This is a genomic window from Pannonibacter sp. SL95 (genome assembly GCF_026672425.1).
Lineage (GTDB): Bacteria > Pseudomonadota > Alphaproteobacteria > Rhizobiales > Stappiaceae > Pannonibacter.
The window spans coordinates 306,041-330,618 of record NZ_JAPPRC010000004.1; the positions used below are offsets into that span (position 1 = coordinate 306,041).

Genomic DNA, 24,578 nt, shown 5'->3' on the forward strand with positions numbered 1-24,578 from the left:
ACATCGTCCGGTCAGTAGTTTTTCAGGAGACGCTCGAGGTAGTCGAGTTCGAGCCGCGGACGCCCCGGGTCGGAGAAGCGACGGCGCAGCTCATCAAGAATGCGGCGCGCACGCTGGACATCGATCTCGTCCGGCACCTTCACCTGACTGCCGAGATCCGGCCCCTCGGTGCGACGCGGACGGCCGAGCGGATCTTCGTTGAGCGGCGAGCGCTGCTGCGCCATGCCAGGGCCCTCGCCCTCGCCCATCATCTGCTCGCCCAGCTGCTGCGCACCACGGCGCAACGCGTCCAGCGCATTGCCCTGCTGCCCGGCCGCCTGCTCGCCTTCGCCTTGCCCCAGCGACCGCTGCGCCTGACCCATGGCGTCACCGGCCTCGCCAAGGCCGTCATTCTCGCCCATGCCGTTGCGGCCCATCTGATCCATCAGCTGCTGCAGCTGCTGCGCCAGATCGCCCTGCCCCTGCTCAAGCTGCTCCAGAAGCTCGCGCAGTTGCTCGGCTGTCATGGGTTGCTGCCCGCCCTCGCCCGGCTGGCCCTGTTCGCCAGGCTGGCCTTGCTGACCCTCTTGTCCCTGTTGCTGCTGACGCTGGTCGCGGTTGAGGCGATTGGTTTCGTCCATCAGCTCCTGCTGGCGCTGGATCATCTGGCCGAGCTGGTTGAGCATCTCCATCATCTCGTTGGTGAGCCCATCGGGTGCCATCTGCGGACGGCCGGTTTGCAGGTTCTCGAGCATGCGCTGCATCTGGGCCAGCAGCTCACGCGCGGCATCCCGTGAACCTGTCTTGGCCAGTTCCTCGATGCGCTTCAGCATCTCTTCGAGATCCTGCGGCTTCATCGACTGCTGGTTGGGATTGAACGGCTGCATGGCCTGCGGGTTCTGGCGCAGTTGTTCGGCCAGCGCCTGCATGTACTCCTGCAAAGCCTTGCGAAGCTCGTCTGTCAGGCGGGCAATTTCCTCATCGGAGGCCCCCTCTTCCAGCGCCTTGCGCAGGTTTTCCTGTGCCTCGCGGAGCGCCCGTTCAGCCAGCGACAGGTCGCCGTCCTCGATCGTCAGAGCCAGATCCCAGAGCAGCGGCAGAAGCGCCCGAAGATCGTCATCGGACCTGGCAGCAACGAGATTGCGGTAGGCAAAGGACAACCCAAGATGCGCCTTCGGCCGTTCTTCGAACACGTCAGGTGCAAGCAACAGGGCATCGAAGGCGGTGATGACACGGCTGTGGGAATTGGCATCCAGCGCCAGTTCGCGGCGCTGCTCGACCACGGCACGCGCCAGCGGCTTGGAGAACGCGCGCTGCGGCAGGGTGAAAGGATGGGGAGCAGACTGACCCACCTGCCCGGCCTCGTCACGGGCGGAGAGCGTCAGATCAACTTCAGACCCGGCCCAGGCATGAGAGGTCAGATCGCGGATCGTCTCGGCATTCTGCGTTGCAGCGCTGCGCGGAGGCAGAGACAGGGGAAACTGCGGCGCTTCGACCAAAGGTCTTGGCGGGTGCTGGCTTGCGGCGCCGGCTTTCGGTGCCGGTGCAATGGAGGCATCAGCCGACAGCACACGGTAGTCATCCGCAGCGAGATAGCTGAGCTTCAACGCGCCGCTGAGCTGGGTTTCCGGATCATCAAGCAGGCGAATGGTGGGCGGTGCGTCCGGATCGACCTCGAACATCCAGGCCGCAACTTTGCCGCCCTCATCGGCCAGGTCCACCGGACCGCTCGCGGACAGGACCAGCCGCGTCTCGAAAATGCCTTCAGGGGCTGGCGTGGCCACAGCCGGCGCCGTCGCGGCTTGCGGAGTTGCAACAGGAGTCGCGGCAGGCGCGGAAACGGTAAAGCCCGGATGGCCCTGCGCCCGGATGATCAGTTCGCTGCCGGCCGGAACCCGGATCGGTGCAAGCGGATCGCGCAGCGCAGCGGTTTCACCGGTCAGATAGACAGGCGGACGCCCCGTGTAGACAGGCGGTGTGACCCAGACATCCAGCCGGGTGGCGATCTCGACCGTTTCGAGCGGGCTGCGGAAGGCAGAAGTCAGCCGGTCAAGCCGGTCACCCGAGGCAACGGATGCGCCGACGATCAGGCTGAGAAAGGCAACGACGCGCAGCGCATAAGGATCGCGGCGGAACGCCTCGGGATGTGCGAGACCTGCCCGCAGGTTGCGCAGAGCCTCGGCCATGCGCTGCTTGTGCAGCTGCCACAGGGCCATGGTCACGGGATCTGATGACGGCTGCGGCAGATCGTCGATGAGCGCGGTCAGCGGGCGATGGTCATAGCCGCTGGACAGTTCCACCCGGTGCAGGGTTTCGGCAGCAGAGGGCATGCGAACCCGGGCAAGGCCGCGCAGGCTGACGATAAACGCCAATGCAAAGGCGGCAACCCCGGCGAGCCGCGCCCATCCAGGCAACGCAAGCCAGAGCCCGAGCCAGGAGACCCCGACAAACAACGCGGTAATGATGAGGGGCTGATACAGCTCCGGCCACAGCCGTTCCCACAGCAAGGCCAGCCGGCTACGCCCGAGGACCGACCTCAGACGACGTTCAGCCTCGGCCTTGCCGGGCACCTGATCGACGGCCGCCGCCGCCCTGTCTGTCTGCGCCAAGCTGCATGCCTCCGCGAACCGCCAGTCCAGCCTTGAACTTAAGGTGCGGCAAGAGCGTCATTCCGGCAAGCTGTCGAAACCACCAAATGACGTGTGAGACATCACTCTTTGGCGAGCCAGTCCGGCAAGCGATCGAGACCGATCAGGTCGTCATAGCTGGGACGAGGCCGGATGACGGCATATTCCGGACCGTTTACAAGCACTTCCGGGATCAGCCGGCGCGTGTTGTAGGTGCAGGCCTGAACCGCGCCATAAGCTCCGGCCGAATAGACCGCCATCAGGTCCCCGGCAGAAACGGCCGGAATTTCACGCGACAGCGCCAGATAGTCACCGGTTTCGCAGACCGGTCCAACCACATCGGCGATGATTCGAGATGCGTCAGGTGAGGCTTCGACAACGGGGCCGACTTCGTGATGCGCCTCGTACAGCGTCGGGCGGATCAGGTCGTTCATGGCCGCGTCAACGATGACGAAGGTCTTGCCCTCGCCTTCCTTAACGTAGACCACTTCCGTGACGAGGATCCCGGCATTGCCGGCAATCAGTCGGCCTGGCTCGAAGATGATGCGGCAGTCGAGCTCGCGAACGTGACGCTTCACCACCTCGGCATAGGCATCGGGATGCGGCGGCGGGGTGTTGTTGGTGACATAGGGAATGCCCAGACCACCACCCAGATCGACATGCTCGATGTGATGACCGTCCGCGCGCAGGTCGCGGATCAGATCACCCAGACGCGAAAACGCGGCATCGAACGGGGCCAGCTCGGTGATCTGCGAGCCGATATGCATGTCGATGCCGGACACCTCGATGTTCGGCAGCTTGGCAGCTTCGGCGTAGACTTCCCGGGCGCGCTTCCACGGAATGCCGAACTTGTTTTCGGACTTGCCCGTCGAGATCTTGGCGTGGGTCTTGGCATCGACATCCGGGTTGATGCGGATGGAGACGCGGGCCGTCTTGCCCATCGACTGGGCGACAGCGGACAGCTGCCAGAGTTCCGGCTCCGATTCGACATTGAAGCAGAGGATGTCTTCAGACAGGCCGAGCGCCTGTTCGGACCGGGTCTTGCCGACGCCAGAGAACATGATCCGCTCGCCCGGGACCCCGGCGGCGCGCGCACGGCGCAGCTCGCCCTCGGACACGACGTCCATGCCCGCGCCAAGGCGTGCCAGGGTGGTCAGGACGGCCTGGTTCGAGTTGGCCTTCATCGCATAGCAGACAAGCGCGGGAATATCGCCAAAGGCCGAGGAGAAGACGTTGTAGTGACGGGTCAGGGTCGCGGTGGAATAGCAGTAGAACGGCGTACCGACCGCACGGGCGATCTCGGTGACATCGACGTCCTCGGCATGAAGCATGCCGTTCCTGTAGGCGAAATGATGCACGGCGGAAGACCCTGACCTGAGGCACCCGGACGGGCGCGATTACTTGATGAGTGCGTCGAGGAAGAAATGCTCGGTCATCGGCTTGGCTTCTGCCGCCGCCGTGCCCGCGGGCGCGGAGACAGAAGGCGTGGCCGCAACCGGGCCGGTCGCAGCTGAGGGGGGCTCAAGCGGACCGCGGCGGCCGCAGCCCGAAATCCCGAGACCGACACAAAGACCGAGGGCCAGCACGGCCCACTGACGGGATGTAAACTTCATTCCGGCTGAACCCCTGCTTGCGGCACGGCACTGTCCTGACGTTGCCACCCACTCCTCGCATGACCCACGATTTCGGGCAAGGGCGGATACGCCCCGCCAGCGCGAACCGCCCGGACCCTGCCCGGGCGGCGCTCAAGATCAGGCCTTGCCGAGGATCTTCAGCCAGCGGCGCGCCTGCTTGCGCACATTCGCCGGCGCGGTGCCGCCATAGCTGACGCGGCTCTTCACCGACTTGTCGACCGTGAGCACGGCATAGACGTCCCGGGTGATGCGCGGTTCGATCTCCTGCATAACGGCAAGCGGCACCTTGTCGAGGTCGATGCCCTCGGCCACAGCATGGCCGACGATCTTGCCGGTGATGTGATGCGCATCGCGGAACGGCACGCCAAGCACGCGAACCAGCCAGTCTGCCAGATCGGTCGCCGTGGCATAGCCGGCACCGGCCGACTTCTTCAGGCGCTTCACCTGCGGTTCCATGTCCCGCACCATGCCGGTCATGGCGGCAAGCGCCAGCGACAGGGACGACAGGGCGTCGAAAGCCTGTTCCTTGTCTTCCTGCATGTCCTTGGAATAGGCGAGCGGCAGGCCCTTCATCATGACCAGCAGCGCCATCATGCCACCATAGATGCGCCCGGACTTGGCGCGCACCAGCTCGGCTGCATCCGGATTTTTCTTCTGCGGCATGATCGACGAGCCGGTCGAGAACTTGTCCGACAGCTTGATGAAACCGAACTGGGCCGAGCACCACAGCACGATTTCCTCGGCAAAGCGCGACAGATGCATCGCGCTGATGGAGGCTGCGCAGAGTGCCTCGATGACGAAGTCGCGGTCGGAAACGCCGTCCAGCGAGTTGGCCATCGGCCGGTCAAAGCCAAGCGCCTTGGCCGTCATCATCCGGTCGATCGGGAAGGAGGTGCCGGCAAGCGCGGCGGACCCGAGCGGACACTCGTTCATGCGCTTGCGTGCATCGGCAAAACGGCTGCGATCGCGGGCAAACATCTCGACATAGGCCATCATGTGATGACCAAAGGTCACCGGCTGCGCCGACTGGAGATGGGTGAAGCCCGGCATGACGTCGCCGGCGTGCTTTTCTGCCTTTTCAGCCAGCGCCAGAAGCAGGTCGGCGAGCTGGACGTCGAGCGTGTCCAGCGTATCGCGCACCCAGAGCCGGAAATCGGTCGCCACCTGGTCATTGCGTGAGCGGGCGGTGTGCAGGCGTCCGGCGGGCGCGCCGATCAGTTCGGCAAGCCGGGCCTCCACGTTCATGTGGATGTCTTCAAGCGCACGGGAGAAGGTGAACTGGCCAGCTTCGATCTCTGACAGGATCGTGTCGAGACCGTGAGCGATCTTTTCGGCATCCTCGCCAGCGACAATCTGCTGCGCCGCCAACATGCGAACATGGGCCTTTGAACCCTCGATGTCCTGCTTATATAGCTTCTGGTCGAAGCCGATGGACACGTTGATCTCTTCCATGATCGCGTCCGGGCCTTCGGCGAACCGGCCGCCCCACATGCGGTTGCTCATTGGATTGCCCCTTGGTAGACGCCCCCGGACGAGGTGCTGTTGGCAGGTGAACACAAGATGACGACGCCGAATGAACCGCGGGCCAGAACCGCCAAGCCGCTTGTGCTCGCCAGTGTTGCCGGCATTCTCGCCGTCATCGGGGCGGTATACGTGATTGGCGTGCCTGGTGGCAACTCGCCAGCCGGGGAAAGCTGCAAGGCGAGCCTCGAAACAGCTCAGACACTCAAGGATCTGGCAAAGGGGGAAGTCGCCGCATTCCTGCCAGCGCAGAAGCCGCTGTCCCTGTCGGAGCTGACTTTTCTTGCGCCCGATGGATCGAATGTCTCGATCAGTCAGATGAAGGGCAAGACACTGCTGGTCAACCTCTGGGCAACCTGGTGTGCCCCGTGCCGCAAGGAAATGCCGGCGCTGGATGAGCTGCAGAAGGAGATGGGCAGCGACAAGTTCGAAGTCGTCGCAGTCAACCTGGACCGGGGCGGTCCGGAAAAGCCGAAAGCCTTCCTCGAGGAAATCGGCGTGGCGAACCTCGCCTATTACTCCGACGCGACGAACAAGGTCTTCAACGACCTGCGGTCAAAGGCCCGGGCGACGGGGCTGCCGACCACCCTGCTCGTCAGCCCGGAAGGCTGCGAACTCGGGACGCTCTATGGCCCGGCCGAGTGGGCATCGCCGGACGCCAAGGCGCTGATCACCGCCGCCCAGCCGAAACGCTGAACGCGGCGGTCATCGGACGTGATTGCGCGCTGGCGCAGTTAGGCCGTGATATCGACGGCGTTGCCGAGACCCGGGATCTTGCGGGCCTCGCGGCGTTCGGTCTCGCGCGGCACGTCCTTGCGGTCGGTTTCGACCTGCTGACGGCTTTCCTGCGCCTTCGTTTCGCGCGCCTGCGCAGCCTGCTGTGCCTGCTCCTCGCGCCGTGCCGGCGCGAAACGATCGGCTGACACTGTCCCCTGAATGGCAGTCATGGTCTGCTCCTTTTCTGCCTGTCCCGGTCGCACACCCTGTGGTGCGACCGTGGTGCCTTCGGTCAGATCGAAATGTCGACGCGCCCACCAAGTCCGCCGGACCTGGCCTTGTTGTCGATGCGTTCCGCGTTCAATTGCAGCTCTTCAGCCCGGTTGGCCTTGATTTCGGCCTGCTGGCGCACCGCATCTGCCTGCGCTTCGGATCTGTTCTGGTTGACCTGCTCAAGCCGGGCGTTGCGGCGCTCGGCGAGACTGCGGTCAGCATCCAGCGCGGCAGGAGCGCCGGTGCGATAGGTGGTGATTTCCGCCATTCTGGCCTCCTTCCCTCCCAATTCATGGAAAGACACCGCCAATAGATAAGCGAGCGAAGGATATTATGTGTAAACGTCCAGATTAATCTAAGAATGAAGATTGCGAAGACTAAAGATTACGCAGAGATGTTGATTCAAAATTTAGTCGAGTTCGCTCTTGATTGATCAACCGGTCATGCCTGGCCTTTGCCAGACAAAACAAAAAACCCGCGCAAAGCGCGGGTTCAGGAGGCTGCCACGGCGAGGACCAGGCAGCGGGGATTGGCTGGGATCAGACGCTCACGTCGAGGGAACCGCCCATGCCGGCGGGGGCAGAACGCGCCGCGCCGCTTTGAGCAGCCTGGTCGAGCAGGGCAACGATGGCCTGATCAGACTGAAGCGCCATCTTCGTCATCTTGGTTTGCATCTGGTCCCGGGTCTGGGCCTGCTGCGCGGAGACGAGCGAAGTGGCGATCGAAACACTATCCATGACACCACCATGTGGTTGCAGATTGCCTCAGTTTCGACCAATCGGGTTAACACCCGGTTAACTGTTCTGCAGACGGCGGCGTTGCAGCTTGCCAGAGGGCGTGTGCGGCAACTCGGCAACAAGCCGGTACAGCTTCGGCCGTTTGTATTCCGCAAGCCGGTCGGCCGCGAAGGTGGCAAGATCGCTCTCGTCAGGCGCAAAGCCCTCGCGGGCCACCACGAAGGCCGCGATCAGGTCCAGCCCCTGGCCGCGGGTCAAAGTGGTCACGGCAACTTCCGCTACCGCAGGATGGCTCGCAAGCACCCGTTCCACCTCCTCCGGCGCAACACGGTAGCCAAAGGCGTTCATGACGTCATCGGCGCGCCCTTCGTACCAGAGATAACCCTCCGCATCGAAGCGCGCACGATCGCCTGTCAGGAACCACTCGCCCCGGAATGCGGCCTCCGTCTCGGCCCTCCGGCCAAAGTAGCCGAGCATCAGTCCAGGGTCCGAGCGATGCACGGCAAGAAGCCCGACGTCGCCGCCGGGCAGGAGCCGCGCCTCATCGCTGGCTTCGTCGAGCACGGCAACACGGCGGCCGGCCTGGGGCTTGCCCGGGCTGCCCGGCCGTGTCGGCACCCGAGGTCCGCTGGAGACATAAGTGGAGATCTCGCTCATGCCGAGCGCCTCAAACAGTGGCCGTCCTGTCCTCTCGCACCAGTCTGCATGAAGGCTCGCGGACAGGGCCTCGCCCGCCGTCAGGCCATGGCGCAGCAAGGGAAATGACTGCGGGGTCACCGCGCCATACTTCAGCACACGCCGGTAAAGGCTGGGCACTGCGGCAAACAGCGTCGCCCGGCAGCCCTCCAGGACGCCGGGCCAGACGTCAGGATCGCGCGGTCCGTCATAGACAATGCTCGTCGCACCATTCGCCCAGGGATCCATGAGCCCGACGCCGAGCGTGTAGGTCCAGTTGAACGCGCCGGCATGCAGCAGCCTGTCTTGGCGCGTCATGCCGTACCAGCCGCGGTCCATCGGACGGCGCCCGAGTGCGGCACGCTGGGCATGCAGCACGCCCTTGGGATAACCGGAGGTGCCGGACGTGTAGATCAGAAAGGCCGGATCATCCGGCTGCGTCTCAGCATAGGTAGCGGCAGGTGCCGCCTTCAGATCGGTTAGCACATCCGGCCCGAGAAAGCGGACGCCGGTGCGTTCGGCGGGCAGGCTTGTCGCCCCGTCATGCAGCACGCAGACCGCGCCGCTGTCGGCAAGGATCAGGTCGCATTCCGAAGCTGTGAGCAGCGCGGAACTCGGTACCGGCACGAAGCCTCCGGCGATAGCGCCGAAGAAAGCCAGCGGAAAGTCGCTGGAATGGCCGATGCGGAGCAGAATACGGTCACCCTGCACCAGCCCAAGACGACGAAGGCCGCCGGCGACACGCAGGATCGTGTCTTCCAGGCGGCCATATGTCCAGGTCTCGAGCGGAGCACCCGCTGGCCCCACCACCTCCAGCGCGACATCCGTGGCAGCCGGCGCAGCGTTGGTGAGGCAATAGCGGGCGAGGTTCATCGCGTCAGCGGGTCGGAACCGGAATGTCGCCGCGATAGTCGTAGAAGCCACGGCGGGTCTTGCGGCCCAGCCAGCCGGCCTCGACATACTTCACCAGCAGCGGGCACGGACGGTACTTGCTGTCGGCGAGGCCCTCATAGAGCACCTGCATGATCGACAGGCAGGTGTCGAGACCGATGAAATCGGCCAGCTGCAGCGGGCCCATCGGGTGATTCGCACCGAGCTTCATCGCCGTGTCGATGGCCTCGACCGAACCGACACCCTCGTAAAGCGTGTAGATCGCCTCGTTGATCATCGGCAGCAGGATGCGGTTGACCATGAAGGCCGGGAAGTCCTCGGCAACGGCGACCGTCTTGCCAATGCGCGAGACGAAGCCCTTGGCCGCCTCGAAGGTTTCGTCTTCGGTGGCGATGCCACGCACCAGCTCGACCAGCTCCATGATCGGAACCGGGTTCATGAAGTGGATGCCGATGAAGCGCTCCGGCCGGTCCGTGGTGGCGGCAAGGCGCGTGATCGAGATCGAGGAGGTGTTGGTCGCCAGCATGGCTTCCGGCTTCAGCACCGGGCAGAGCTGAGCGAAGATCTTGCGCTTCACCTGCTCGTTTTCGGTGGCGGACTCGATGACCAGATCCACATCGGCGAGCATGTCGAGGTTTTCGGCGCCGGACAGACGGTCAAGCGCGGCCGAGCGCTCCTCTTCCGAGATCTGGCCCTTGCTGACCTGACGCGCCAGATTGCCATTGATCGAGGCGAGGCCGGATTCGATCCGGTCGCGGGACAGGTCGTTGAGCTGGACCTGATATCCAGCCAAGGCGCAGACATGAGCAATGCCGCTGCCCATCTGGCCCGATCCGATCACGCCGATTTTCTTGATCTCGACCACCATCGTTCAATCCGATTCTGTTGCAAGCCACGGTCAGTCGGGCAACGGCCGCTTCGGACCCCCACACGAACCGCGCTATTCTTTACAAGACTGGCGCGCCGCGGCAAGAACTCCGGGCGGAAAAGCTGCCCGCCCCGAAGTTTTCGTTAAGTTGTGTGTCGTGGCTGTGGCACCGGCGGACAAAAGCCGGATGCCCAGACACAAATGGCCCGCGACAGCGTTCTGCCGCGGGCCATCCGGTTATGCCTTTTCCAGCTCGGCCTTGAGCTGCGGCAGAATGTCAAACAGGTCGCCAACCAGGCCGTAGTCCGCCACCTGGAAGATCGGGGCCTCTTCGTCCTTGTTGATCGCCACGATGACCTTGGAGTCCTTCATGCCAGCCAGATGCTGGATCGCGCCGGAAATGCCGCAAGCGATGTAGAGCTGCGGGGCGACGACCTTGCCGGTCTGACCCACCTGCCAGTCGTTCGGGGCGTAGCCCGCATCGACGGCGGCACGGGACGCGCCAACGGCTGCACCCAGCGCATCCGCCACCGGCAGGATGACTTCCTGGAACTTCTCGGAGGACCCAAGCGCGCGACCACCGGAGATGATGATCTTCGCCGAGGCGAGTTCCGGACGGTCAGACTTCGACAGCTCTTCGCCAACGAAGGACGACAGGCCGGCGGCTGCCGGAACAGCTGCGTCTTCAATCGCCGCCGAACCGCCCTGGCCGGCCGCCGCGAAGGAGGCCGTGCGAACGGTCAGGACCTTCTTGGCATCGCTGGACTTGACGGTCTGGATGGCGTTGCCGGCGTAGATCGGGCGCTCGAACGTGTCGGCGTCGATCACGGCGGTCACTTCAGAGATCTGCATCACGTCGAGCAAAGCTGCAACGCGCGGCAGGGTGTTCTTGCCGTTGGCCGTCGCCGGCGCAACGATGGCGGAGTAGCCGCCAGCGAGCGAGACGATCAGGTCAGCCATCGGCTCGGCGAGCTGATGCGCGAGAGCATCGCTTTCGGCCACGAGAACCTTGGCAACGCCGGACAGCTTGGCAGCTTCAGCGGCAACCGCGCGGGCGCCGTTGCCGGCCACCAGCACATGGACATCACCGCCAAGCTTGGCAGCGGCGGTCAGGGCCTTCGCGGTCGCGTCATTCAGCGCGCCACCGGCATGTTCGGCCACGAGAAGGGTGGTCATGGATCAGTTCCTCCTGCGACGGGTCCCTCAGAGGACGCCGGCCTCGTTCTTCAGCTTGGCTACCAGTTCAGCGGCGGAGCCGACCTTGACGCCGGCCTGGCGCGACGCCGGTTCGACGGTCTTCAGCACGGTCAGGCGCGCAGCGATGTCGACGCCGAGCTCTTCCGGGGTCTTTTCGTCGATCGGCTTCTTCTTGGCCTTCATGATGTTCGGCAGCGACGCATAGCGCGGCTCGTTGAGGCGCAGGTCCGTGGTCACCACGGCCGGCAGCTTCAGCTTCACGGTCTGCAGGCCGCCGTCGACTTCGCGGGTCACATCGACGGTTTCGCCGGCAAGGTCGACCTTCGAGGCGAAGGTGCCCTGGCCCCAGCCGAGCAGCGCAGCCAGCATCTGGCCGGTCTGGTTGCAGTCGTCGTCGATGGCCTGCTTGCCAACGATGACAAGGCTAGGTGCTTCCGCGTCAACCAGCGCCTTGAGGATCTTGGCAACGGCGAGCGGCTCGGTGGTCGCATCGGTCTTCACGAGAATGCCGCGGTCAGCACCCATCGCCAGCGCCGTGCGCAGGGTCTCGGTCGCCTGGGCCGGGCCGACGGATACGACAACCACTTCGGTTGCCTTGCCGGCTTCCTTGAGGCGAAGGGCCTCTTCAACGGAAATCTCGTCGAAGGGATTCATCGACATTTTCACGTTGGCAAGGTCCACGCCCGAGCCATCCGGCTTTACACGTACTTTGACGTTGTAGTCGATCACCCGCTTCACGGGCACAAGGATCTTCATCGGTTTTATCCTCCCGCTCGGACGGCGTTTCTGCCGCACCGCATCAATGGATCGAGCCGGCTTACGAACCTTCCCGGAAAACGGCGGGTTTCGGCCAAACTCTGCGTATGGCGGGCGACGGTAATCACCCGCACGTCAGGTGTCAACGATGGCGCAAGGGAAGCGGCATCCGCTATTTGCTGCATTGCAGGAGCCAGCATCATCCCTTTGGCTAGGTCATTCGGGCCCGTCTCAGAGCCCTTTGTCGAACAATGGCACACCGCGCCGCCTGAGCACCATCACCAGAACGGCACCGGCGACAATCCCACCGACATGGGCAGACCAGGCCACCTGACTGTCGCCGTCCGTCAGGAGATTGAAGAACTGCAACCCGATCCAGGCCCCCAGCGCCCAGAGCGCGGGGATCGGCAAGGGAATGCGGCCCAGCACCAGAACCCAGACGCGCACGCGCGGATGCAACATCACATAGGCCGCCACGATCCCGGACACCGCTCCTGACGCGCCGATCAGCGGCATGTCGGAATCAGGCGACAGCAGCGCATAGGCGAAACCGCCTGCCGCGGCCGACAGCAGGTAGAACGCCAGGTACTTCACGTGTCCCATGGCATCCTCGACGTTGTCGCCGAACACCCACAGGAAGAGCATGTTGCCGCCCAGGTGCCACACGTCGGAATGCAGGAACGCATAAGTCACGAGCGTGGCGTTTTCCGGCACCGCGATCAGCTCAGGCGACAGGTCCCGGATGTCGAACAGGACCGACGGGATAAGCCCGAACGAAAACGCCCCTGCTGCGACGGCCTCTTCACTGCCTGCACCTTGCAGAAGAACATAGGTCAGTACGTTGGCGAGGATCAGCCCCCATGTGACATACGGCCGCAGCACATGGCGCAGCGGGTTATGGTCGTGAAGTGGAATGAACATACCCGCCGCAGCTCCGTACCGGCCGAAACGGCCTTACCGGTTTTTGCCCGGCACCCACAGAACGTCAAGCGCACCCTTGTCATTAAGATAGCGCGAGGCGACGAAGAAGAAGTCCGACAGGCGGTTCATGTAGCGCGTGGCGGCGGGATTGACCTGTTCCCGGTCCGCGAGTTCGACCATCAGCCGCTCGGCACGGCGTGACACGGTGCGGGCGAGATGCAGATAGGTCGCCGCCGGCGTTCCGCCCGGCAGCACGAAGGAGCGCAGCGGTTTCAGGTCGGCATTGAGCAGGTCGATGGCCTCCTCGATCGCGGTCACCTGGTGATCCGTGATGCGCAGCGGCTCATAGCCAAGGTCCTGGCCGGTATCCGGTGTCGCCAGATCGGCGCCAAGATCGAACAAGTCGTTCTGGATCCGCGACAGGATGCCATCCACCTGCGGATCTGATTCGCCAAGGGCAAGGCGCACAAGCCCGACCACCGAATTCGTCTCGTCGACGGTGCCATAGGCCTCGATGCGCAGGTCATACTTCGGACGGCGTTCGCCGGACCCCAGCGCGGTTGTGCCGTTGTCACCGGTCTTCGTGTAGATCTTGTTCAGGACAACCATGTCTTCCCCCTGCCCTTCTCAATGCTGACGATCAGGGCTTCGGCCCGAGGAAATAGAGCGTCGCCATGATGATGACGATGGCAAGAAACTGAAGGCCAACACGCCAGCGCATCAGCTGCTGCGACTTGCTCGCAGAGCCACCGCGGAACATGTTCCACAGTCCGAGAAAGAGCACGACTGCGACCGCGCCCACCGCGACCGGAACAAGATTGTAGAGAATGTTGCCCATAATGGTTCCGTCCTGTCGTCCGCCACAGCCCCGGCAGCGGATGTCGTCTTACGCCGGCGCTGCGCCGGCAGACCTCATTGATTGATCATTCTTGCTTGTCGGCCGCATTCATGAGCATGCGGTCCAGCGCCCTGGTCGAGAGCAGGCGCTTGAGCACCGTCATGACCTTGGTCGGAACCGTCGTGCGATAGCGCGCCTTCGGGTGAGGTGACTCGATGGCATGGATCAGCTGCTCGACAACTGCTTCCGGCTGCAGCTTGAACCGGCCCGGTTCGCCGTTTTCCATGCGCTTCAGCCGCCGTTCATAGGCTGCGCGATGAACAGACGCTTCCAGGCCTTCCCGCCCGATCCAGCGATGGAAATTGGCCATCGCATTGGCCGTGAAGGCGGTATCGATCGGCCCCGGCTCGATCAGCGCCACATGGATGCCCGTGCCGTGCAGCTCGTGCCGCAGGGTGTCGGAATAGGCCTCAAGGGCAAATTTCGATGCGGTGTAGGCGCCCCGGTACTTCATCGCGATAAAGCCCAGGATCGAGGAACACTGCACGATGCGCCCCGCCCCTTGCGCCCGCATGACGGGCACGACCTGACGCGTCAACGCGTGCCAGCCGAAGAAGTTCGCCTCGAACAGGCCGCGCAGCGCGTCCGTCGGTAAGTCCTCCAGCGCGCAGGGAACGGCATAGGCGCCATTATTGAACAGCGCATCAAGACGGCCACCGCTGCGCTCGAGGATTTCGCCCAGCGCAGCGTGAATTGTCGCTTCGTTCTCGTAGTCGAGAAGGAAGGCCTCGAAACCCTGCGCCTTCAGCTCGGCAACGTCTTCAAGCCGCCGAGCCGTGGGAAAGACGCGCCAGTTGCGGCCGCGCAAGAGCCGCGCCGCCGAGGCACCGATACCGCTGGAACAGCCCGTGATGAGTATGCTGCGAGCGGCCGCGCTGCCCGGTTCTGCAAGGTCCGTCATAAACGAAGTTCAATCCTCAAGCGTCAGATCGGCTCGCCGGTCAAAAGCTTCGGCGCAGGACCGGCAAATCCCGCCGCTTCGCGGATGAATCCGGTTTTCAACCTCGGCATCCGCTCGACGAGACCGAGGCCAAAGTCGCGGATTCCGCGCAGGATGTCGATATCATTCGAGAACAACCGGTTGAGCACATCCGTCACCACACCCATCTGGAACGCATCGAAGCGACGCCAGGTCTGGTACCGCTCCAGCACATCGAGCGCGCCGATGTCCTGGCCCAGGCGGCGGGCCGTCACCAGCACTTCCGCCAGCGCCGCCACATCCTTGAAGCCCATGTTGAGCCCCTGTCCGGCAATCGGGTGAATGCCATGCGCCGCATCACCGGCAAGGGCAAAGCGCGGGCGGATGTATTCACGCGCAAGGGTCAGCCCCAGCGGGTAAGCGTGGCGCGGGCCATCCAGTTCCAGTTTGCCGAGATGGTGGCCGAAGCGGCGCTCCAGCTCGATCTCGAAGGTAAAGTCATCGCCGCGCACCAGGCGGTCCGCATCGGCGGTGCGCTCGGTCCAGACCAGCGAGGAGCGGTTGCCGGGCAGCGGCAGGATGGCAAAGGGGCCAGCAGGCAGGAAATGCTCCTCGGCGCGGCCGTTGTGCGGCCGCTCGTGCTTGACCGTCGTCACGATGCCGGACTGGCCATAAGCCCAGTGCACCGTCCGGATGCCGGCAAGGTCGCGCAACCGCGACTTCACTCCATCAGCGGCAACCAGCAGCCGGGCCGACAGGGTCTTGCCGGAGGCCGTGTGAATTTCAACCCGGTCAGGAGCCGTGCTGAAGTCCCGGGCGGTATCGGGGGCGTGGAACACGACGCCCAGCGCCGCAGCGGCCGCATGCAGCGCCGGAAGCATGACGCCATTCGGCACCATATGCGCAAAGGCTTCACCCGCCTGCCGGTCACCGGCGAAGGTCAGATAGACGGGCCGAACCGCATCGCGCAAGCGGCTGTCCGTGACGATCATCTCGTTGATCGGCTGCGCCTTGGACTTGATGTCCTGCCAGATGCCGAGCTGGTCCAGCATGCGGCAGGCGGCAGCGGCAATGGCGGACGCGCGGGGATCCTTGCCCAGCGTGTCCATGGGCTTCGGATCGATGACGGCGACCGACATCGACGGATCCGCCTGCTTCAGCGCCAGCGCCAGCGACAGCCCGACATAGCCGCCACCGGCAATCGCGACGTCAATCCGCTCGGCATCCGCTTCGGACACGCCCATGGTCTTCTCCTTCAGAACTCGCAAGACGGCACCTTGATATGGGGCGCCCCCTTCCCTTTGGACAGCATTGACTTGTGGTCCCGGCGCACGTCCAAGTCAGATAGAAACGTGCGGTGGCCGGCCGGTCACCGGCATCCCCACACCCTCACGGGCTGCTGCAGCCCAAGGACCATGTAGCAAGGATTGCGGCGATGAACACGGCCATCGAGACACTTTTGTCCATTCTCGACCTCGAACCGCTGGAACACAATCTGTTTAGAGGTCGCAGCCCCCAGGTTGGCTGGCAGCGGGTTTATGGCGGGCAGGTCATCGGCCAGGCCCTGGTGGCGGCCTCGCGCACGGTGAGCGAAGACCGGCACATCCATTCCCTGCACGGTTATTTCCTGCGTCCGGGCGATCCGGCAGTGCCGATCATCTATGACGTTGACCGCATCCGTGATGGCGGCAGCTTCACCACAAGGCGCGTCGTCGCCATCCAACATGGCCAGGCGATCTTCTCCATGTCCGCCTCGTTCCAGACACTGGAGGACGGTCTGGAGCACCAGGTGGAGATGCCGAACGTCCCGATGCCGGAAGACCTGCCCAGTGAGCAGGACCTGAAGGAAAAGCTGCTGCAGGTGGCCCCGCCCAATGTCCGAAAGTACTGGGAACGGGAACGGCCGATCGAGCTGAGGCCCGTCGACCTCACCCACTATTTCAGCTCCAAGAAGCTGGATCCTGTCCAGCATGTCTGGGTGCGCGCGACAAATCCGCTTCCGGATGACCAGCGCATTCACCAGTGCGTGCTGGCCTATGCCTCGGACATGACCCTGCTGGACACGTCCCTGTTCCCGCATGGCAAATCGGTCTTCAGCCCGGATATCCAGCCGGCAAGCCTTGACCACTCGATGTGGTTCCACCGCCCTTTCCGGGCCGACGAGTGGATGCTCTACACGACCGACAGCCCGTCATCCTCGGGCGGGCGCGGCATGAACCGGGGCACGCTGTACAGCCGCGACGGCCAGCTCATCGCCTCCACCGCTCAGGAAGGGCTGATCCGGCTGAAGCGGACCTGAGTCAGCCCGGCGTGAGATCCTTGGCAATGGCCGCAAAGACGTGCTCATAGATCAGCTCGACCTTTGCGGCCTCGGAAGCGCCAAGCCGGTGAAAATGGCTGAGCCCCGGGGCAGCGTTCAGTTCGAGAATCCGGTAGCCCTCGGCCGAAGCGATATCCGGCACGATCAGGTCAAGGCCGTAGAAGCGGAGACCAATGGCCCGGCCGGCCTCGGCGGCGATGCGCGTCAGCTCCGGCGCAATCCGGTCGCTCACATCTATTGCCGTCCCTCCGGAGGACAGGTTCGAATTCGGCAGCAAGGAGATGCTCTCTCCCGCACCCGGCACATGGTCGAGGCTCAGGCCACAGGCGGTCAGATGCGACAGGATCCGGGGATCATCGGCCCCGATCTTGCGGCCCTTGCCATCGGCGGCAAATCCCGCCGTCTCGCACAGGATGAGATCCGCTATGCTGCTGGAGCCATTGCCGGTGACCCGGAACGGCCAGCGTTCGAACACCGCAAGACACACGCCATCAAGCATCAGGATGCGGTAGTCCCGCCCGCGCGCTTCCTGCTGCACCAGCAGCCGGTCATAGTCACCGCCCAGAAGGTCCAGCGCCCTGACGAGCTGTTCCGGAGTTGCGGCCCGCAGAACGCCGCGCCCCTCGGACTCCTCGTTCGGCTTGACGAACACGGGAAAACCGGTGCGTGAAGCAAACTCCAGCGCCGCATCGGGACCCGCCAGACGATCGGCAACCGCCGGGTTCTTCATCCGGATATCGGCAATGAAGCGCGGCGTTGCCACCAGCAGGGTTTCAGGCACCTGCAAACCGGCCTCGCCGAGGAAATAGGCGCTATAGCCCTTGTCGCGGGCAATGGCCGCTGCGCCAGCGCCATTGAGATCAAATCCGGCGCCCTTGAAGAAATGACGCTGGCCATTTGGAGCCTCGACGTAGCCGGCATAGCCATATTGCGGCTCAGCGACGACACTGAACCCGTGGCCGGCACAAAACCGCCGCAACAGTTGCAGGGCCAGCGGTTCGCGGCGGCCAGAAGTGGGCTGATCAGCCATGGAAGTCGCTGCAGGCAGCAAACTTAGTGAGCGCTGTTCTGGCGCGCATTGGCCAGATAGTCGATCACGAACAGCTTCGGGTTCGAGGGACCGTTCGCGGTGATGTTGTAGATCGCGACGGACGTATCCATCCCCTGCGCGTCGGTCACGGTCCACTGCTTCAGGTCGAAGGTCTGCGCGTCGAAGATGAGCGTCAGCTTGCCCGAGTTGAACGTGGTCCGGTCCTCGACAACGATGGTCACGAGATCGGTTTCCACGACGACGCCGACCACATTGGTGTCCTTGGTCAGGTCGATCTGGTCGGCGAGCAGAAAGCGCAGCGGCGTTTCATTCAGCGGCCAGATGTCCTGGGTGTTGAGCTTGCGGTCCTTCACCGAAACGGACTTGCCATCGGCAATGATGTCCAGCTGCGCCGGCGGATTGTAGTAGAAACGGATCTTGCCCGGCCGCTCGAGATAGAACTTGCCTTCAACCTGGTCGCCATCGGGACCGAACTGCACGAAATCGCCGTGCATGGTCTTCACCGAGTTGAAGTAGGTGTTGATCTCGCCCAGCGTTTCCTGTTCGGCCGGTGACAGCTGTCCGGCCGGCGTTCCGGCTGCCATCAGCGGCAGCGGCGCAAAGGCAGCAGCAAGGGACAGCGCGAGAGCAGCGATATTGGCGCGCAGCCGGGGCAAACGGGAAAACCTCATGATCGGGCGCAGCTCCATCTAGCAGGCAAGGCATGGTCACTGGACATCATGCCCGGCCCTTCATCGCATCTCATCTAGTTCCTGCTTGTGGCAAGGTTGCGGCAGGGGTCAAGCCCCTGGCCCGCTCAATAGTCTTCATCAACGCCGTTCTTGACCAGAAGTTCTCGCTTGCCCGCGTGGTTGGCGGCGCTGATGAGACCTTCCTTCTCCATACGCTCGATCAGCGACGCAGCCCGGTTGTAGCCGATACCAAGGCGGCGCTGGACGTAGGAGGTGGAAACCTTCTTGTCGCGCAGGACGACAGCCACCGCCTTGTCATAGAGATCGTTGCTCTCGTCCCCGCTCGACACCGCGTCATACGGGCTTTCGGACAGGTCCTCTTCCTCGGTCACCGCCTCAAGATACTGCGGCGAGCCCTGAAGTTTCAGATGCGCGACGATATGCTCGACTTCCTCGTCGGCGACGAAGGGCCCGTGCACACGCTGGATGCGTCCGCCACCAGCCATGTAGAGCATGTCGCCCATACCGAGGAGCTGCTCGGCCCCCTGTTCGCCAAGGATGGTGCGGCTGTCGATCTTCGACGTCACCTGGAACGAGATACGCGTCGGGAAGTTCGCCTTGATCGTGCCGGTGATCACGTCGACCGAGGGACGCTGCGTTGCCATGATGATGTGGATGCCGGCGGCGCGGGCCATCTGGGCAAGGCGCTGGATCGCGCCTTCGATGTCCTTGCCGGCGACCATCATCAGGTCGGCCATCTCGTCAACGATGACGACGATGTAGGGCATCTGCTCCAGCGGCAGATCTTCTTCCTCGTAGATCGGCTGGCCGGTCTCGCGGTCGAACCCGGTCTGGACGGTGCGGGAGAAGCTCTCGCCCTTCTCAAGCGCCTGCTTCACACGCGTGTTGTAGCCGTCGATGTTGCGGACGCCCATCTTGGACATCTTCTTGTAGCGCTCTTCCATCTCGCGGACGGTCCATTTGAGCGCCACGACGGCCTTCTTCGGATCGGTCACGACCGGCGTCAGCAGATGCGGAATGCCGTCATAGATGGAGAGTTCCAGCATCTTCGGGTCGATCATGATCATCTTGCACTGGTCCGGCGTCAGCCGGTACAGCAGCGACAGGATCATGGTGTTGATCGACACCGACTTGCCCGAGCCGGTGGTGCCGGCCACGAGCAGATGCGGCATGCGGGCAAGGTCGGCAATCACGCTCTCGCCGTTGATGGTCTTGCCCAGCGCCATCGCCAGCTTGTGCTTGCTCTTCTCGAAGTCCTGCGCGGCCAGCAGCTCGCGCAGATAGACGGTCTCGCGCTTCTGGTTGGGCAGCTCGATGCCGATGGCGTTCTTGCCCGGAATGACGGCCACGCGCGCCGAGATGGCGCTCATGGAGCGGGCGATGTCGTCGGCAAGACCGATGACGCGGGACGACTTGATGCCGGGTGCCGGCTCCAGCTCGTAAAGGGTCACGACCGGGCCCGGGCGCACCTCGATGATCTCGCCGCGCACGCCGAAATCCTCCAGCACGCCTTCAAGGATGCGGGCATTCTGTTCCAGCGCGTCCGGCGACAGGCCGGGTGACTTCCCGGCAGGCTTCGGCTCGGCCAGAAGCCGCAGCGGCGGCAGCTCATAGACCTCAGGGGCACCGAGCAGCGAGGCCTGGGCTTCCTGCTGGATGCGCTTGCCGGGCTGCGGCCGGGCGGCTTGCGGCACAACGCGGGCGCCTCCCTGTGCGGCCGGACCGGCAGGGCCGCGCGCAGCCGGGCCGCGGCTGGGAGCAGCGCCAGGAGAAGCTATGCCGACCGGGCGTGCCAGCGGCGTACGATCCAGCGGCGCACTGTCGCGGCCATGATCGCGCGCTCCGCCGCGGCCATCGCGGCCATGGGCAAGCCGGGCATCCGCCTCATCCTCGTCGTCGAGGTCAAAGGGAACATCGTCATAGGCGGCATTATAGCCGTCATCCGCATCATCACCGGCGTCGGCATAACCGTCGGTTTCATCGTCATCATAGTCATCGGGCGCGTGACGTCCGCTGCCCGTGATGCGCGGCCCGGTGACGGGCGGACGGCCGTGCTCGCGCACCGTATCGCGGCGGTTGCCCTCGGCCGGATACAGCTCATCCAGGCCATCGTCTTCTTCGCCCGGCAGAAGACGCCCGACAAGGCCGCGACTGAGCGCGCCAATACCGCGCCGGCGCGGTGCTTCCTCGTAGTCTTCCGCGTCCTCGTCTGCATCGTAATAATCGGCGGCTTCGCGCGGGTTGCGTCCGGATGGACGGCCAAGCCCCGTCACGCGCTGCAACGTCGACTGGATCTGCAGGCGCCAGTGGCCTGCCGCACCCATCAGGGCCGAGAACCGGGACGTGTCGTCCTCTCCGTCGTCGTCCTCGTCGTCGAACAGCTGCTGCTGCACCGGTGTCCGCTTGCCTTTCACCTGCTTTGGCAAGGGCAGATCGTCCTCGTCGGCGCGCGCCTTGCCGAACCAGCCACCAGCTGCGATCAGCAGGAACACAGCCGGCAGGCCGAGACCGATGGAGCCGATGATCATGGCCGTGCCGGGGGCCATGTTCTGCGTCAGCTTCTGCGGCAGGTAATGCACGGCATCGCCCATGAAGCCGCCAAGGCCGGTCGGCAGCGGCCAGGTGTCCGGCACCGGCAGCGAGGCAACCGCACCTGCAGCCAGCAGCGTGCCGGCGAACCAGAACAGGATCCGCCGCGCGGCAATACGCATCGGCTTGCCGGCCAGCAGGCGCCAGCCCCAGAGCACCACCGGAACAAGAAAGACAGCCGTGGCAAGGCCGACAGACTGCATCAGGACATCGGACAGGATTGCTCCCGGCGTGCCCAGCGCGTTGCGCACAGGCTCGGTCGTCGCATGATTGAGGCTGGGATCGGTGACCGACCAAGTCGCCAGGGCCGCAGCAAGAGCTGCCGCGAATGCGATGACGCAAAGCCCGGCCAGTCCCACCAGATTGCGGCGCAGGAAACGCTTCAGCGGGCTTTCCGTGTCAAGCATGTGGGCGGCTCCGCGACCGGAGCCCCGCGTTGCTGTGGCGCGTCTCATGCGTTGTCTCCGAGCCACTTGGCGAGCCTCTCCATCGCGTCACGCGTCAGCCCGACCGGCGCGCACAGACTGATGCGGATATAGGGATCGCCGGGATTGCTGCCATCAGGGCCGGACATTGCCAGATAGGCCCCCGGAATGACCTTCAGACCGGCCTCGCTCCAAAGCCGTTTGGTCACCTCGATGCCAGCGCCCCAGCGGCTGACATCCAGCCAGAGGAAGAAGCCTCCCTCCGGCGTCACCGGTCCGAGGATCGGCGACAGAAGCGTTTCGGCGATGGCGTATTTCTCGTTGTAAAGCCGCCGGTTCTCGGCCACATGCGTTTCATCCGCATAGGCGCGGGCAGCCACAGCCTGGGCCGGAAGCGGCACCTGCGGCGCGGCAAGCCCACGGAACTTTACCCAGCGGCTGAGGAACTCCGGATCGCCGGCCGCAAAGCCGCAGCGCAGGCCAGCCAGGTTCGACCGTTTCGACAGCGAGTTCAGGCTGATCACGCGCGAGTAGCCCTCGCCCATGGCGTGGGCCGCTTCCAGAACGCCGGCGGGCGGCGTCTGGCGATAGATCTCCGAATAGCACTCGTCGGCAAAGATGAAGAAGCTGTGCTTGCGCGCCAGGCCTATCAGCTGCTGCCAATAGCCAAGGCTTGCCACCGCACCTTGCGGATTGGCCGGCGAGGCGATGTAGAAGGCGATAGTGCGGTCGAGTAGATCTGGCGACAGCTTGGCAAGGTCCGGCAGGAACCCGGTCGATGCGTCGCTGTCGAGCAGGACCGCCTCGGCTCCGGCAATATGCGCCGCCGCCGCATAGGTCTGATAGAACGGATTGGGCAGGATCACCGCCGGGCGGGCAACGTCCTTGGCCAGCTGGTCGCGCGCGGCAATGGCACCGAAGGACAGCCCCTCGCGCGACCCGTTCAACGGCAGCACGCCACGATCCTTGTCGATGGTGTTGCCAAGACCGTAGCGCCGGTCGAGCCAGCTGGCGATGGCGGCGCGGAACATCGGACTGCCTTCGATCGGCGGATAGCGCCGGAAGTCAGCCAGATTTTCCATCAGCACCTCACCGGTGAACGACGGCAGCGCATGCTGCGGCTCACCGATGGTCAGGATGATGGGGTCAGCGCCCGGCCGCGTGTCGCCGAGCAGCGCAGCCAGGCGCTGGAATGGATTGGCGTCGGGCAAGGCCTGAGTATGGGCCAGCGCCCCGGCAGCTTCATTGGACGTCATCACGCGTTCCGGACAAGAAATCAGACAATCGCCTGACCCTAGCCTGCCGTTGGTAAAGCTCTCATTAACCAACGGCGATCCGGCCTGCCCCGGCTCAGAAATCCACCGTCAGGCCCTTGATTTCCCAGTCTTCATACCGGGTTGGCTCAAGGCCGCCGCGCCCGGCAACCTCTGCTTCCATGGCCTCTTGCCGGGCGTCGATCTCGGCACGGCGCGCTTCGGCTTCCTTCAGCGCGCGCTGCGCAGCCGGCGGAAGATCCTCGAATCGACGGCGTGGTTCGGGCGCTGCCTCGGCCTCGTCAGTGGTCACGCGCACCGTCCGTTCCGGGAACGGCAGCACGACGGCGCCCGCGCTTGACGCAGCACTGGCGCCGCCCAGGTCCTTGGCGGTCGTGTGGGTCTCGTCGTGGCTATGATCGTCATGCATCGTCTGAACTCCTGCGGGCGGCACCCTGCCCTGCCTGTCCACTTGCGGCGGTTGGTCTTGCTCCCCATCATATAGAACAGACCGTCCACCTGGAAACCTCTGGACTTCTGCGACAGGAACCCGAACCGATGAACTACTTCCGCACTGCCATGCTTCTGGCCGCGCTGACGGCGCTCTTCATGGGCGTCGGTTATGTCATTGGCGGACAGAGTGGCATGATGATCGCGCTGGTCATTGCCGGGGCGATGAACATTTTCAGCTACTGGAACTCCGACAAGATGGTGCTCTCGATGCACCATGCGCAGGAGGTCGACGAACGCTCGGCACCGGAGCTGTTCCAGATGGTGCGGCAGCTGGCGGCCAATGCCGAACTGCCGATGCCGAAGGTCTATATCATCAACAACCCTCAGCCGAACGCCTTCGCAACAGGCCGCAACCCGCAGAACGCAGCCGTCGCTGCCACCACCGGCCTTTTGGAAACGCTGACGCAAGAGGAAGTCGCCGGCGTGATGGCGCATGAGCTGGCGCATATCAAGAACCACGACACGCTGATCATGACGCTGACGGCCACCATTGCCGGCGCGATCTCCATGCTCGGCAATTTTGCCTTCTTCTTCGGCGGCAACCGCGAGAACAACAATGGCGTCGGCATGATCGGCACCATCGTGGCCATGATCGTCGCCCCTCTGGCAGCGATGCTGGTGCAGATGGCGATCTCCCGCACACGCGAATACGCAGCCGACCGGATGGGCGCTGAAATCTGCGGCCAGCCGATGTGGCTCGCCTCGGCCCTGGCCAAGATCGCCGACGGCGTGGAGCACATTCACAACCCGGACGCGGAGCGCAGCCCGGCGACCGCCCACATGTTCATCATCAATCCGCTGTCCGGTGAGCGGATGGACAACCTGTTCTCCACTCACCCGGCAACCCAGAACCGCATCGCCGCACTGCGCGAGCAGCAGCAGCAGATGGGCGCAAGCGGATACACGGCGACGGACGCTTCGCGCTCCTCCTCCGGCTCGTCTTCGCGGCCCGCCGCAAGCCCGACCGGCCCCTGGGGCGGCAGTGGCTCGCGCGGCGGCGGCACTGAAACCCCGCCTCGCAAGGGTCCGTGGGGCTGAAAAAGTCGCTGGAGTGACCGCTTTGTCGCCCCTGCGGCAGGCCCGCAACCGCTTGTGGACGCCGGTTGCACCCTTCGCAATGGG

24 protein-coding genes are annotated in these 24,578 nt (G+C 64.3%); 3 read left to right on the plus strand and 21 right to left on the minus strand.

Annotated features, from left to right (window positions below):
* Positions 1-11: 11 nt before the first annotated feature.
* From OVA12_RS11970 to argH, 4 genes are all read right to left on the minus strand, one after another.
* On the minus strand, positions 12-2,588 hold the full coding sequence (locus OVA12_RS11970; RefSeq protein ID WP_268137594.1) for a TIGR02302 family protein: 2,577 nt from the start codon (positions 2,586-2,588) through the stop codon (positions 12-14).
* Between the two features lie 101 nt (positions 2,589-2,689).
* The gene (gene lysA / locus OVA12_RS11975; protein WP_268137597.1) at positions 2,690-3,964 is read right to left on the minus strand and encodes a diaminopimelate decarboxylase; all 1,275 of its coding nucleotides are present in this window, start codon (positions 3,962-3,964) and stop codon (positions 2,690-2,692) included.
* Between the two features lie 39 nt (positions 3,965-4,003).
* Positions 4,004-4,219, minus strand: coding sequence for an LPS translocon maturation chaperone LptM (lptM, locus tag OVA12_RS11980; protein WP_268137599.1), 216 nt, complete (start codon positions 4,217-4,219; stop codon positions 4,004-4,006).
* A 138-nt stretch (positions 4,220-4,357) separates the two neighbouring features.
* Positions 4,358-5,743, minus strand: a complete 1,386-nt coding sequence (gene argH, locus OVA12_RS11985; RefSeq protein ID WP_268137601.1) for an argininosuccinate lyase — start codon at positions 5,741-5,743, stop codon at positions 4,358-4,360.
* Positions 5,744-5,800: 57 nt separating this feature from the next.
* On the opposite strand from argH, the gene tlpA reads away from it, so the two are divergent.
* The gene (tlpA, locus tag OVA12_RS11990; protein ID WP_268137602.1) at positions 5,801-6,457 is read left to right on the plus strand and encodes a thiol:disulfide interchange protein TlpA; all 657 of its coding nucleotides are present in this window, start codon (positions 5,801-5,803) and stop codon (positions 6,455-6,457) included.
* Positions 6,458-6,495: 38 nt separating this feature from the next.
* Here tlpA and OVA12_RS11995 read toward each other — a convergent pair whose 3' ends face one another.
* The 12 genes from OVA12_RS11995 to OVA12_RS12050 all read right to left on the minus strand — a co-directional run bounded on the left by OVA12_RS11995 (position 6,496) and on the right by OVA12_RS12050 (position 15,857).
* Entirely contained in the window at positions 6,496-6,708 is a 213-nt protein-coding gene (locus OVA12_RS11995) for a hypothetical protein (protein WP_268137603.1), read from the minus strand.
* Between the two features lie 62 nt (positions 6,709-6,770).
* Entirely contained in the window at positions 6,771-7,019 is a 249-nt protein-coding gene (locus tag OVA12_RS12000; protein WP_268137604.1) for a hypothetical protein, read from the minus strand.
* 271 nt (positions 7,020-7,290) lie between these two features.
* On the minus strand, positions 7,291-7,488 hold the full coding sequence (locus OVA12_RS12005; RefSeq protein ID WP_268137606.1) for a hypothetical protein: 198 nt from the start codon (positions 7,486-7,488) through the stop codon (positions 7,291-7,293).
* Positions 7,489-7,545: 57 nt separating this feature from the next.
* Positions 7,546-9,036 (minus strand): acyl-CoA synthetase, encoded by a 1,491-nt coding sequence (locus OVA12_RS12010; RefSeq protein ID WP_442793878.1) that lies wholly within the window; start codon positions 9,034-9,036, stop codon positions 7,546-7,548.
* A gap of 4 nt (positions 9,037-9,040) precedes the next feature.
* Positions 9,041-9,922 carry a 3-hydroxybutyryl-CoA dehydrogenase gene (locus tag OVA12_RS12015; protein ID WP_268137610.1) on the minus strand — a complete coding sequence of 294 codons (882 nt, stop codon included), beginning with the start codon at positions 9,920-9,922 and terminating at the stop codon, positions 9,041-9,043.
* A gap of 237 nt (positions 9,923-10,159) precedes the next feature.
* Positions 10,160-11,098 (minus strand): electron transfer flavoprotein subunit alpha/FixB family protein, encoded by a 939-nt coding sequence (locus OVA12_RS12020; RefSeq protein WP_268137612.1) that lies wholly within the window; start codon positions 11,096-11,098, stop codon positions 10,160-10,162.
* A 27-nt stretch (positions 11,099-11,125) separates the two neighbouring features.
* On the minus strand, positions 11,126-11,875 hold the full coding sequence (locus OVA12_RS12025; protein WP_268137614.1) for an electron transfer flavoprotein subunit beta/FixA family protein: 750 nt from the start codon (positions 11,873-11,875) through the stop codon (positions 11,126-11,128).
* 231 nt (positions 11,876-12,106) lie between these two features.
* Entirely contained in the window at positions 12,107-12,796 is a 690-nt protein-coding gene (locus OVA12_RS12030) for a rhomboid family intramembrane serine protease (RefSeq protein ID WP_268137616.1), read from the minus strand.
* A gap of 33 nt (positions 12,797-12,829) precedes the next feature.
* Positions 12,830-13,405, minus strand: coding sequence for a cob(I)yrinic acid a,c-diamide adenosyltransferase (locus OVA12_RS12035; RefSeq protein WP_268137618.1), 576 nt, complete (start codon positions 13,403-13,405; stop codon positions 12,830-12,832).
* Between the two features lie 31 nt (positions 13,406-13,436).
* Positions 13,437-13,634 (minus strand): twin transmembrane helix small protein, encoded by a 198-nt coding sequence (locus OVA12_RS12040; protein ID WP_106754494.1) that lies wholly within the window; start codon positions 13,632-13,634, stop codon positions 13,437-13,439.
* Positions 13,635-13,719: 85 nt separating this feature from the next.
* Positions 13,720-14,595, minus strand: a complete 876-nt coding sequence (locus OVA12_RS12045; RefSeq protein ID WP_268137620.1) for an SDR family oxidoreductase — start codon at positions 14,593-14,595, stop codon at positions 13,720-13,722.
* Positions 14,596-14,618: 23 nt separating this feature from the next.
* On the minus strand, positions 14,619-15,857 hold the full coding sequence (locus OVA12_RS12050; RefSeq protein WP_268137622.1) for a ubiquinone biosynthesis hydroxylase: 1,239 nt from the start codon (positions 15,855-15,857) through the stop codon (positions 14,619-14,621).
* Between the two features lie 191 nt (positions 15,858-16,048).
* Between OVA12_RS12050 and tesB the strand changes: the two genes are divergently transcribed.
* On the plus strand, positions 16,049-16,912 hold the full coding sequence (gene tesB / locus OVA12_RS12055; RefSeq protein WP_268137624.1) for an acyl-CoA thioesterase II: 864 nt from the start codon (positions 16,049-16,051) through the stop codon (positions 16,910-16,912).
* Position 16,913: 1 nt separating this feature from the next.
* Here tesB and OVA12_RS12060 read toward each other — a convergent pair whose 3' ends face one another.
* The 5 genes from OVA12_RS12060 to OVA12_RS12080 all read right to left on the minus strand — a co-directional run bounded on the left by OVA12_RS12060 (position 16,914) and on the right by OVA12_RS12080 (position 23,262).
* On the minus strand, positions 16,914-17,963 hold the full coding sequence (locus OVA12_RS12060) for an ATP-dependent carboxylate-amine ligase (protein ID WP_268137626.1): 1,050 nt from the start codon (positions 17,961-17,963) through the stop codon (positions 16,914-16,916).
* Positions 17,964-17,986: 23 nt separating this feature from the next.
* Entirely contained in the window at positions 17,987-18,655 is a 669-nt protein-coding gene (locus OVA12_RS12065; protein ID WP_268137628.1) for an outer-membrane lipoprotein carrier protein LolA, read from the minus strand.
* Positions 18,656-18,780: 125 nt separating this feature from the next.
* Entirely contained in the window at positions 18,781-21,720 is a 2,940-nt protein-coding gene (locus OVA12_RS12070) for a DNA translocase FtsK (protein WP_442793862.1), read from the minus strand.
* Positions 21,717-22,946 (minus strand): aminotransferase class I/II-fold pyridoxal phosphate-dependent enzyme, encoded by a 1,230-nt coding sequence (locus OVA12_RS12075; protein WP_268137632.1) that lies wholly within the window; start codon positions 22,944-22,946, stop codon positions 21,717-21,719. The genes OVA12_RS12070 and OVA12_RS12075 overlap by 4 nt, the downstream gene beginning before the upstream one ends.
* 94 nt (positions 22,947-23,040) lie before the next feature.
* Complete coding sequence (locus tag OVA12_RS12080; protein ID WP_268138691.1) at positions 23,041-23,262, minus strand: DUF1674 domain-containing protein; 222 nt, start codon at positions 23,260-23,262, stop codon at positions 23,041-23,043.
* A 239-nt stretch (positions 23,263-23,501) separates the two neighbouring features.
* On the opposite strand from OVA12_RS12080, the gene htpX reads away from it, so the two are divergent.
* A complete protein-coding gene (gene htpX, locus OVA12_RS12085; RefSeq protein ID WP_268137634.1) occupies positions 23,502-24,494 on the plus strand; it encodes a zinc metalloprotease HtpX in 993 nt (330 codons plus the stop codon).
* Positions 24,495-24,578: the final 84 nt, after the last annotated feature.